The sequence below is a fragment of the Hirschia baltica ATCC 49814 genome (genome assembly GCF_000023785.1).
GTDB classification, from domain to species: Bacteria; Pseudomonadota; Alphaproteobacteria; order Caulobacterales; family Hyphomonadaceae; genus Hirschia; species Hirschia baltica.
Genome location: NC_012982.1, coordinates 2,030,042 through 2,041,986, shown reverse-complemented (window position 1 = coordinate 2,041,986; position 11,945 = coordinate 2,030,042). Strand labels below are relative to the sequence as shown.

Genomic DNA, 11,945 nt, shown 5'->3' with positions numbered 1-11,945 from the left:
GGGGCGGCGCAATTGTTGGCGACCAGCATCCCGCTATGTCTGAATAGGGTATGCGTCATTTGACGCTTTCCAGAGCGCGCAAAGCAGATTTCAGATTGTGATAGGGTCTTGCCCATCTTTTTCCTTATCCGGCGGCTGGCTTCCTTGCTATTTGGATCTGCCAGCTTCGCACGTTTGAAACTCGAATATCTAAAATGGAGCAGTCTAGCGTTTTTTCGCTAATATGGACTTGCTTCATTAGTGCTGCATAAACGCAACAGGTTACTAACTTGCACAATCTTTTAGAAAAAAGAAAGATAAACTTTGCCGCTAATTGGTGTTTAATCTGCCTTAATTCATTGTTCGTATAGATAAAGCTACTATTTTAGGCTGATCTTGGCGGAGGAATGCAGTTTTGTTGCGACACGTAATTTTTGTTGTTGGATGCTTGGTTTATGGCATTCTAGGCAGCGTTGCATCTGCAGATTCAAATAAAATAGCAAGAATCACCGAAGTGCGATTCGGCGAAAACGGGGCTGCGACGCGTGTCGTTATTGATGCAAATGAGCCTCTAAATTATGAATATTTCACCCTCTCAAATGGCTCAAAGCGCATTGTTTTGGATATGCCGCGTCTGCGATGGAGTATAAATGGCCTAACAAGTGAGGCTGGCAAAGGAGATGGTGGAGGTCTGGTTATGCAATACCGATATGGCCACAATTCACCGTCTACATCTCGGCTTGTATTAGATTTAGATCAGCCTGCTGACATCGTAAATGCTTTTCGAATTAAACCTAAAGGTGATGAAAAAAGTCACCGGATTGTCCTTGATCTGAAGAAAATTTCAGATGTGGAATTTGAAGCCAAAGCTAATGATGATGGTTCGAAAAGTCATAAAAGTCTGGCTAAAAACTACAAAACAAGAAAACCACTTGTATTCATAGATGCGGGTCATGGAGGCAAAGACCCCGGTGCTATTGGTGTACACAATACTAGGGAAAAGGATGTCGCGTTAGCTGCGGCGCTAGACCTTAGACAAATGTTACTAGCGACCAAACGTTTTGATGTTGCTATGACACGAGACACAGACGTTTTTATTGAGCTGGAAGATCGCGTTAAAATAGCTCGCTCTTATAATGTCGATTTGTTTGTTTCTCTGCACGCAGATGCTGGGAAAAAACCAGAAACGCGTGGTGCTTCAGTTTACACTTTGTCTGCTTCCGGTGAGAAACGTTCTGACAGATTAAAAAATTCTAACAATTGGATGTTAGAGATTGAAAAAGATGAAGAGCGCTCAGAAGAGGTGACGGCGATACTGGTTGATCTGGTCAAACGGGAAACAAAAAGCCGGTCAGCAGAGTTTGCAGAGTTATTAATCCCTTCAATCACCAAAAATAGATGGCCTACTTTACGCAACACGCACCGAAAGGCCGGTTTTTTTGTGCTGTTAGCACCAGACGTTCCAGCAGTCCTATTTGAGATGGGCTTTATGACGAATGCAGCAGATGAAGCGATTTTAACTTCTCCACGCGAACGAAAAAAACTTATAAAGGGTATTGCAGAAGCTATAGATATCTTTTTCGCAGATCAGGAATTTTACGTCGCGCAACGTTAAGCTTTTAAAGTTTTTCAAGACACGCCATAAAGTTACCTAATTGCGAGGTGATTCTCGACAGGTTTGCAGCTCAGCGTCATAATTGGTCTCAGGTTTGAGTCCGTCTAAGTGAATAGGTTTGAATACTTTATGTTTAGAAAACTGCTTTTTCTCGCAGCTTTTTGTGCCGGCCTTGTAGGGGCAGGTATTCTTGGATGGGTTTATTCAGTCACACGCGACTTGCCTGCGCCCCGTGAACTCAAAACATATGAGCCGCCTATTACTAGCCGTGTTCATGCCGGTGATGGAACGCTCGTTGCAGAATTTGCGCGTCAGCACCGCGTATTTATTCCCAAAGAAGAATTACCAAATCGGGTTATTCAAGCTTTCTTGTCAGCTGAAGATAAGGATTTCTACGAACACAATGGAATTGACCCTAAAGGTATAATACGTGGTGTCATATTAAATGGTATACGCGGAAGACGTATTACGGGTGGTTCTACAATTACCCAACAAACCGTCAAAAACATGCTGGTTGGATCTGAACGTTCGATTGTACGTAAAGTGCGCGAGGCGTTTGTTGCCCGCCGTCTGGAAAGCATTTTTACTAAAGATCAAATTTTGGAACTTTATCTGAATGAAATTTATTTGGGTGGGCGCTCATATGGTGTGGGTGCGGCTGCAATAAATTATTTTGGAAAACCTCTGCGTGATCTCACAATTGCTGAGGCAGCATTGCTTGGTGCGATGCCTAAAGCACCCGGTAAAGTAAACCCCTACCGAAGAGCAGACGCTGCTGTGGCGCGACGTAATTGGGTTATCTCACGGATGGCGGTGAATGGTTACATCACTGAAGAAGAGGCTGAAGAGGCTCAAAAAGAACCACTCACCACTGTTGATGGGCTCAGAAGCGACGAAGTGCTCGCATCGGCTTATTTCGTTGAAGAAGTGCGCAGAGATATTCTGCGCCGTGCAAAAGAGGGTGAGCTTAAAGGCGTCGATTTTGATCCTTATGCAGAAGAAGCTGAGCAACAAGTTGCAGCTGAAAAGCTATTATATGAGGAGGGGCTATCAGTTCGTTCAACACTCGATTCGCGTTTTCAGTTGGCGGCCCAAACTGCTTTGCAAATGGGATTAGAAACCTATGATCGCCGAACGAAATTCTATCGCGGTCCGTTTGCGAAAATTGAAAAGCCTACCGATGACTGGGATAATGCCCTTTTTGAAATTAGTACGCCAAGTGGTTCAGGACATTGGAAAAAAGCGGTTGTCCTCGCTGTAGATGATAAAGCAGTTAAACTAGGGTTAGAAGAAAACAAGACAGGTTGGTTGGCCGAAGAAAGTCGAAAATGGGTAAAAACCTACAAATCAGCCGATGGAAAATCATCAGGTTTAAAGGTTGGGGATGTTATTCTTGTAACGCAGCAGCTTCCTCCTAACGTCCTTGAGCGGACTATTATGGATGAAGTTACGCCTAAAGAAGATGCGCCTTATCACGTAAGACAATTGCCCGGTGTTGAAGGGGCGTTGATTGCGATGGACCCGCACACAGGTCGGGTTTTGTCTATGGCGGGCGGATATTCATTCTGGCGATCACAATATAACCGTGCTGTTCAAGCTTATCGTCAGCCTGGATCATCTTTTAAGCCTGTCGTTTATGCGGCGGCTCTAGATAGTATTGACCCGAAAACCGGTAAAAATTTCACACCTGCAAGCACGGTTCTTGATGCTCCTTTTGTTGTTGATACGCCGCAAGGTTTGTGGAAGCCGGGCAATTATGCTGCTGGAAGTTTTTATGGTGAGTCGACTTTACGGTTGGGAATTGAGAAATCGAGAAACCTAATGACTGCGCGATTGGCGCAGGATGTGGGGATGGAAAAAATTGCAGAATATGGCCGTAAACTTGGAATTTATCCATATCCTCCGGCAGATGCGACAGAAGAAGAAGCACGCCGAATTCTTGGACCTCAGACATATTTATCTCGCACTCTTGGGGCAGGAGATACAACGCCAATAAAAATGGCGACGGCTTATGCTATGTTCGTCAATGGCGGTAAGCGGATTGAACCAGTTTTCCTTGACCGTATTCAAGACAGATATGGAAAGACAATTCAGCGTCGTAAAACACAAGAATGTGTAGATTGTAATGCGCCATGGTCTGGCCAATTGCCGCCTGTTTTTGAAGATATGCGCGAACAAGTTCTCGATCCGATTACAGCTTATCAGACCGTCTCATTGATGGAGGGAGTTGTTCAGCGTGGAACGGCATCAAGATTACGGGTAATCGGTAAGCCAGTTGCCGGAAAAACCGGTACAACGAATGATTATATGGATGCGTGGTTCGTTGGCTTTTCACCTGATCTCGTCGTCGCAGTATGGGTTGGGTATGACACGCCTCAGACGCTCGGGAACGGAGAATCTGGTGGTCGGGTTGCAGCGCCAATCTTCAGAGACTTTATGATGAAGGCGTTGCAAGAGGCCCCATCAATGCCTTTCCGTTTGCCGTCAGGTGTACGCTTGGTGGAAGTAGATGCGAAGACAGGAAAACTGCCCGATCACAATACGCGAGTAACTATTCTTGAAGCATTTAAACCCGGCACGGAACCTGGTGGAAATTCAGAAGATCTAGATTCATGGATTGCATCACTCGAAGCACAGCGTAACCAATCGCAATCTGGTAGCGAGGGTACATATTCTGGACCTGACGCTTCTACATATGGTGACAATGCAGTGAATGAACCAACATATGAATATGATGATCAGGATGGTGTGACCTCGAATGGAAACGGTGATTTTTCACCTTATGATTCTTCATCGACGGCGAATGATAATTCAGCGCCGCTGAATGGTCGTGTCCAATTAGGGGAGGAAGCTGACGGTTTAGGTGATCTTTCTGTGGGTGATGTGGCCAGTCCAACACCAGCGGCAACACCATTTCGAGATTTAGGGTTTGGCGCTGATACGCAACAATCACAATCTCCAAATTCAGGGCAGGCTACCCCCTATCAACCACCCGTTCGAGAAGAAGAGCCGGATCAAGAGCTTGAATACGGCACGTATTAAGGGCTATTGCTGGCGTTCTTCGTTTTCTGAACCGATTCAACCTTGGTATAACAAGGTGAAATCGGACTTTAATTTAATGCGATTGAGATATTTATGACCCCTGAACTTCAGGCAATGGCCGATAAAATCCAGCAGTCTATTGAACTGCTGAGGAGGCGTCTTTGACTGGGATGTATCCAGCAAAAGACTAGAAGAATTGAATGCTCTTTCTGAAGATCCTGATTTTTGGAATGATGCTGAAAACGCTCAGAAATTAATGCGAGAACGCACCAAGATCGTGACTGCGATGGACGACATCACAGCATTGGAAACAGAGATTTCTGACGCGGAAGAAATGGCAGAGATGGCCGAGATGGAAGGTGATGATAGCCTTCTGGAGGATATCGTTGAGTCCATGAAAGCGGCTCTTATCCGTGCGGAACGCGCTGAATTAAGTGCGCTGCTGTCTGGCGAAGTTGATGGCAATGATTGTTTCGTTGAGATCAATGCGGGAGCAGGAGGAACGGAAAGTCAGGACTGGGCTAATATGCTTCGGCGTATGTATGTGCGTTGGGCGAATGCACATGGTATGAAGGTTGAAGAATTAGACAGTCATGATGGTGAGGAAGCGGGTATTAAATCTGCGACCCTGAAAGTGTCTGGAGAGAATGCCTATGGCTGGCTGAAAAGCGAATCTGGTGTGCATCGCCTTGTTCGAATATCGCCGTTTGATTCAAATGCGAAACGTCATACGAGTTTTTCTTCTGTTGCGGTTTCTCCGGTATTGGATGATACAATTGAAGTTGAAATTGAAGATAAAGATGTACGAACAGATACTTATCGTGCTTCTGGTTCAGGTGGTCAGCACATCAACAAAACCGACTCAGCTATTCGTTTAACGCATGCGCCAACAGGTATTGTAGTGGCGTGTCAGTCAGATCGTTCGCAGCATAAAAACAGAGCTTCGGCTTGGAACATGCTTCGCGCACGTATTTATGAACTGAAAATGCGAGAACGTGCTGAAGCAGCACAAGCGAATGCGGATGCAAAAACCGATATCGGATGGGGGCATCAAATCCGATCGTACGTGCTTCAGCCTTATCAGATGATTAAAGATCTTCGTACGGGTGTCGAAACATCAGATACTAAAGGTGTTCTTGATGGGGATTTGGATAAATTCCTAGCAGCGTCACTATCTGCGGCTGTCGGCGGCGATAACGAAACTTAGTTTTGGTAAAAAAATGCCTGCTTCCAAGTTTTCTGGGGGAGGTTGGAAGCAGGCTAGATGTTTCCATGGCTGGAAACATTCGTGTGTCGTATCAATTTATGAAGCGCAAGCTGCGGCAATGGAATCTAGTCCGGCAGGGTCATCAAGGGTTGCGGGTGTGACCCAATCTTCACCATCAATAATCTGACGAATGGTTTTTCGTAAGATTTTTCCACTGCGTGTTTTAGGAAGTTTGGAGACGATGTGGACTCGCTTGAACGCAGCGACAGGACCTATCGTGTCTCGAACTTTGGCAACTAGTTCTTTGATGAGAATATCATCTTGGATGGTGTTTGCCTTTTTTAGCACAACAAAGCCAACTGGTGTTTGCCCCTTTAAGGAATCTGCAGCGCCAACAACGGCGCATTCAGCAACGCTTGGATGGCTAGCGAGAACTTGTTCCATGCCGCCCGTGGATAAGCGGTGACCAGCAACATTAATGAGGTCGTCGGTTCTGCTCATCACATGCACAAAGCCTTCATCATCAATGTATCCGGCGTCACCTGTGGAGTAAAATCCCTCATGTTCAATAAGGTAGCTTTCCAGCATTTTATCATTGCCTTGCCAAAGTGTTGGCAAACACCCTGGTGGAAGAGGAAGTTTGATTACTATATCTCCGGTTTCTCCAGTGGGTACGGGATCGTTGTTTTCATCAATTATCTGAATATCAAAGCCAGGAACAGCGCGCCCTGCTGCGCCGTGTTTTGTATGCGTATCACCAAGCCCTAAACAAGCTGCCAGAGCAGGCCAGCCAAGCTCAGTTTGCCACCAATGGTCGATAACCGGTTTTTTCAACATGGTTTCGGCCCATTGCAATGTGTCTGGGTCGGCGCGTTCACCTGCAAGGAATAAAGCTTTTAGAGATGAGAGGTCTTTGTTTTTGAGATATTTACCTTCTGAATCTTCGCATTTGATTGCACGGATTGCAGTTGGGGCAGTGAAGAAGATATCTACGTGGTATTCTTCTATGATACGCCAGAATGCACCAGGATCAGGAGTGCCTACAGGTTTGCCTTCATAGATTATTGTCGTGCAGCCAGCCAATAAGGGGGCGTAGGTGATATAGGAATGACCTACGACCCAGCCTATGTCTGAAGCGGCCCAATATACATCGCCCGGGTTTGTGCCATAAATATGTTTCATGGACCAACAAAGTGCAGCAGCATGTCCGCCATTGTCACGGACGACGCCTTTAGGCACACCCGTCGTACCGGATGTATACAAGATGTATAGCGGGTCAGTCGCCATAACAGGTACGCAATCAACTTGCCGATTGAATTGCATCTCGGTTAGCCAATCGACATCCGTCTCTTCATTCAAGGTAACAGGGCTTTGTGGGCGTTCGAGAATAATACATTTGTCAACTTGGTGTTCGCATAAAGCGAGTGCTTCTTTTAAAAGCGGAGAATAATGCACAATGCGGTTTGGTTCGATGCCGCAAGATGCCGACATGACAATTTTAGGTTTGGCATCCTCTATACGTTTGGCAAGTTCTTTTGGTGCAAATCCGCCAAAGACAACAGAATGAACAGCGCCAATGCGCGCACAGGCAAGCATAGCGAACATGGCTTCAGGCACCATTGGCATATAGATGATGACACGGTCACCTTTTGAAACACCGTATTTGACCAACATTCCGGCGGTTCTAGCAACGGCTATTTGAAGGTCTTTATAAGTGTATTGGCGTTTTTTTCCGGTAACGGGACTATCATAGATAATAGCAATTTGTTCACCTCTGCCAGCATCCACATGGCGATCAACTGCATTGTAGCAAGTGTTCATGACGCCGCCACGATACCAACGATAGAAAGGCGGGTTTGAGTCATCTAAAATGGTTTCTGGTGGTATCATCCAGTCGACGAGTTTAGAAGCTTCAGCCCAGTATTCTTGCGGTGAGTTTATTGCGTTCTCGCGAAGTGTTTCCACCGATAAAGTTGCATTCATTTTGTTGTCCTGCCCCAAAAGCTTTAAAGCTTGTAATTCTCGCTTATCATTCTGCGAAGTTTTCGATGACAATCTATCAGTTTATGTGTTGGGCTTTGAATTGGCCTTAGGTCGTATGGGACAATAGGGCGCAAATTGCTGTGCTTCATGGCGTAGCATTGCTTTGAAAATAGGTTTGGTATCAGCCTTTCGTTAAGGCTTGCACGTTAGTTTGAGGGTATGAAAATACTCTCTTTTGTCTTCTCTGTTGCGTTGGGTGCGTTAGCGTCTTTGAGTGTGTTTGCTACTGATAAAGCCAACACTACGAACGGGGCGTTACAAGTCATATCAGGGCGCGCTGATGTCACGGATGGTGATAGTTTGCGAATTGGTGCTGAGCGTATCCGTTTATTTGGAATTGATGCACTGGAAGGCAAGCAAACTTGTAATTATCGCGGTGAAGAATGGGCGTGTGGTCGTTCATCCCGTAAAGCATTAGAGCGCGCTATTGGAAACAAGCTTGTGGCGTGTACGGTCTATGACACTGATCGTTATAAACGTGCTGTTTCTATTTGTCGTGTGGGTGAGATCGATCTGAATGAAGCTCAGGTTCGCAATGGTTGGGCGGTTGCCTATACGCAATATTCGACGCGATATGTAGAGGCTGAAAAAGATGCACATGCTAATAATCGTGGGATCTGGCGTTCAGAGTTTGTAAGACCGCATGAATACCGAAAGCACATTCGTGAAGTAAATGAAGCGCGGGCTAAAGCTAATCAGGCAAAACCAGTGAAAATAGGATGCGATATTAAAGGCAATATTTCTTCTGGATCTGGTAATCGTATTTTTCATGTGCGTGGACAGCGGGACTATGAGCGCACGAGCATCAATGTGAAAAACGGTGAGCAATGGTTTTGTACCGAAGAAGAATCTTGGGCAGCTGGTTGGCGAAAAGCTTCGCGCTAATTCAAATCAGTCAAAATTAACGCTAGCTCTTGCGTATTTCCTCATGTTGCGGGAATACATGCGCTAGTTTTGGCGAAAATCGCCGTGTCTAATATCTGAGAAATCATACATGTCTTGCAAAGTTCGTTTCGCACCGTCCCCAACTGGTCGTCTTCACGTAGGTAATGTGCGTACAGCACTGATCAACTGGTTGTTCGCAAAAGGACAGGGTGGTGAGTTTGTATTGCGTATTGATGATACGGATCTTGAGCGTTCCACAAAGGAATATGAAGACGGTATCAAAGAAGACTTATCTTGGTTGGGTTTGAAATGGGATGACACGTTCAAACAATCCGAGCGTTTTGCTGAATATGATAAAGCGACCCAAAAGCTAAAAGCCGAAGGTTTGCTATATGCGTGTTATGAAACATCTGAAGAATTAGACCGCAAACGTAAGATTGCTTTGTCTCGTGGTCGTCCGCCTGTTTATGATAGAGCAGGCCTGAAGCTGACGGACGTTGAGAAAGCCAAGCTTGAAGCAGAAGGGCGTAAACCGCACTGGCGCTTTAAATTATCGGGTCAACCATGTGAATGGACTGACCTTGTGCGCGGCCCGCAATCTATTGATACAGCGTCGATTTCTGATCCTGTGCTGATCCGTGCAGATGGATCGTATCTTTATACATTACCGTCAGTTGTGGATGATATTGACGCTAAGATTACGCATGTTGTGCGCGGTGAAGATCACGTGACAAATTCTGGCGCGCAGATTGAGATTTTCCGTGCGCTTGGTGGCACAACACCTCAAATGGCGCACACGCCTTTATTGATTGGGGCTGATGGTCAGGGGCTGTCTAAGCGTCTGGGATCGTTATCTATTCAGCAATTAGGACAAGATGGAATTGAGCCTATAGCCATTGCTTCTTTACTGGCGAAAATCGGGACATCTGACGCGGTTGAGCTGAAAGATAGTCTAGAAACTTTGGCGTCTGAATTCTCTTTTGATAAGATTGGGCGTGCGCCTGCGCGTTTTGATGAAAAAGAGCTGATGGGCCTTAATGCTGAAATCACGCATGGGCTGACATTTGAGGATGCAAAAGAGCGTCTAAATGCTTTGCCGATGGGGGATAAAGCGACACCGGAATTTTGGACATTAGTCGCTGAGAATTTGCAAAAAGTTGATGATGCGGCGGTCTGGCTTCCTGTTTTCTTTGGAGAAATTGAGAAAGTTGACCTTGAAGCTGAAGATGCGGCTTTCATTGCTGGTGCTGCTGAACATTTGCCGGAAGGTGCGATCAATGAGGATACTTGGAAAGAGTGGACGAATGCTCTGAAAAGTGAAACTGGTCGCAAAGGAAAAGGCTTGTTTATGCCGCTTCGCTTGGCGCTGACAGGACAGGCCCATGGCCCGCAAATGAATAAGGTGATCGCGCTGCTCGGACGTGAAAAAGTGTTGGCACGTCTAGGGTAATATCTGACAATTAAAGATAAAAAAGGCCGCAGATGTATAAATAATCTGCGGTTTTTTGTGTCTCTGGTGTTGATATAATGTGGAATGGCTGTCGCGTTTATATCAAGGTTCTATAGTCACAATGACGCGTTTATAACGCGTGAGTGCTGGACTTCCTTTGTCTGTGACTTTTAAGATGAAATGGGCTGTTTCAGTTTTTTCAACTTCCGGAAGTTGGATGTGTTTCGTGTACAGATTTTCTGTGCCGACCGGAATAACGCCTTCAAAAGTGCCAGCTTCAGGATAGTGAAACCAGACGAAAGATAGACTGTCGCCATCCGGGTCGGTTGAGCTACTTGCATCCAAAGTGATTGTGTCACCAGATTTAGCCGTTATCTGAGTAGGGTGAGATAAAACTGGAACGGGAGGGTGATTGGCTTCGTCATAAGATTTAGTCGTCCAATCCATGCGAGCAGCAAAGTCATTTTGAAATTCTTCGCGCCAGCGTGCTAGAGTTATACGGTTTCCAGAAACAAATTCCTCGGTCATGACATCAGCACGGCCATGCGTTGGTTTTTCCCACAATGCCATTTTATCAATTGCATTGGTCCAAATCGGGCGAGGTTCCTCTTCAACGGGAACACCCCCAGTAAATCCGTTAGGATCTAAATCCGCTAATTTAGGGCGATAGAGTTCGTAACGGCCTCCCCAGCCGCCCCAATTTGGTTTTTCTGATTCGTTTAAGCCATTGGGTATGAGAGATAGAAAAGCGGGTGTGTCACCCTCTACGCCATAGGCGACATCCGGATATATAGCGCCCAATGGCCCGTGACCTTGTTGGATGTTGTCAGCAAACCATTGATTACTGATTGTATCATTTTCTATCCGTTCGAATGTCTGGTTGATAGCGCCCCAAGTGCTTGCTGAATATCCGCCTGGGCTTACGATGTAAAATAGGTCTGGGAAGTTACGTCTTATCCAGATGGCGCTATCGTCTTGGTCTGAGATTGTATAAACGCGTAGTTTTTCAACTAATCGTTTTGTCTCTTGTGCTGAATGGGTTGATTTTATTGTTAGGAGCGCCTGCGCCAAAGTGTTGGGACCACCCCAGACGCTAATCCATAATGGGCGGTCATCATCTTTTTTCAAAGCCTGAATGATCCAGTCTGAACCTTCAGTATCTTTACCTTCACCAATAGCCTCCATACCATAACTGGGTTGACCATTTTTAATAAGTTCCATCAATGCTGAAGCTGTCGGGTATCCTGTTTCATGCTTTTCTAGATTTTCGTGAACTTGATCATAAGCATGGATGACTTTTTGGATTGTTTCGGGGGCTATTCTATTTTTTTGATGTACAGACGTCGTTGCAATCAGGCCTTCAATGTCGATCTGGTTGGCATAGAGCAATAATCTTACGAGGCTTTGTGTATCATCAGGATCAGCTTCAATGTCGGTCAGGATAATGACGCGATCAGCGTGATTGTTTGAAATTTTACTGTGATTTGAAATAGTAGGTGTCTGAGCACAGGCAGCCATGTTGAGCACGACTGACAATGCAATAAGCGAAAGTCCTCGAAGCATAATTCCCTCCCAAAATGTAGATTATAAAACATATAAGTCTATCGTTGTCGTATTTGTTATCTGAGGTAAATCACAGCGTCAAACTGTATGATCTGTCAGATGCATAGTGATAGATGTTTTAAAGAGGGCGAGGGTGAATGGATGTGTGACTGGTGGGGTAA

Annotated in this window: 7 protein-coding genes; 5 read left to right on the top strand and 2 right to left on the bottom strand. The window is 45.6% G+C overall.

Annotated features, from left to right (window positions below):
* Positions 1-397 precede the first annotated feature (397 nt).
* From HBAL_RS09510 to prfB, 3 genes are all read left to right on the top strand, one after another.
* On the top strand, positions 398-1,594 hold the full coding sequence (locus HBAL_RS09510; protein ID WP_149037398.1) for an N-acetylmuramoyl-L-alanine amidase: 1,197 nt from the start codon (positions 398-400) through the stop codon (positions 1,592-1,594).
* Positions 1,595-1,723: 129 nt separating this feature from the next.
* Complete coding sequence (locus HBAL_RS09505; RefSeq protein WP_015827729.1) at positions 1,724-4,636, top strand: penicillin-binding protein 1A; 2,913 nt, start codon at positions 1,724-1,726, stop codon at positions 4,634-4,636.
* 93 nt (positions 4,637-4,729) lie between these two features.
* Positions 4,730-5,843, top strand: a protein-coding gene (gene prfB / locus HBAL_RS09500) for a peptide chain release factor 2 (RefSeq protein ID WP_015827728.1) whose coding sequence is annotated in 2 segments (ribosomal slippage) — positions 4,730-4,798 and positions 4,800-5,843 — 1,113 coding nt in all. Because the reading frame shifts where the segments join, the coding sequence is not laid out codon by codon here.
* A gap of 96 nt (positions 5,844-5,939) precedes the next feature.
* Here the strand turns inward: prfB and HBAL_RS09495 are convergent.
* A complete protein-coding gene (locus HBAL_RS09495) occupies positions 5,940-7,826 on the bottom strand; it encodes a propionyl-CoA synthetase (RefSeq protein WP_015827727.1) in 1,887 nt (628 codons plus the stop codon).
* A 219-nt stretch (positions 7,827-8,045) separates the two neighbouring features.
* Here HBAL_RS09495 and HBAL_RS09490 point away from each other — a divergent pair, with 219 nt between their 5' ends.
* Both HBAL_RS09490 and gltX read left to right on the top strand, forming a co-directional pair.
* Positions 8,046-8,771 (top strand): thermonuclease family protein, encoded by a 726-nt coding sequence (locus HBAL_RS09490; RefSeq protein ID WP_015827726.1) that lies wholly within the window; start codon positions 8,046-8,048, stop codon positions 8,769-8,771.
* 109 nt (positions 8,772-8,880) lie between these two features.
* A complete protein-coding gene (gene gltX / locus HBAL_RS09485; RefSeq protein ID WP_015827725.1) occupies positions 8,881-10,221 on the top strand; it encodes a glutamate--tRNA ligase in 1,341 nt (446 codons plus the stop codon).
* 102 nt (positions 10,222-10,323) lie between these two features.
* Here gltX and HBAL_RS09480 read toward each other — a convergent pair whose 3' ends face one another.
* A complete protein-coding gene (locus tag HBAL_RS09480; RefSeq protein WP_015827724.1) occupies positions 10,324-11,784 on the bottom strand; it encodes a nucleoside hydrolase-like domain-containing protein in 1,461 nt (486 codons plus the stop codon).
* Positions 11,785-11,945: the final 161 nt, after the last annotated feature.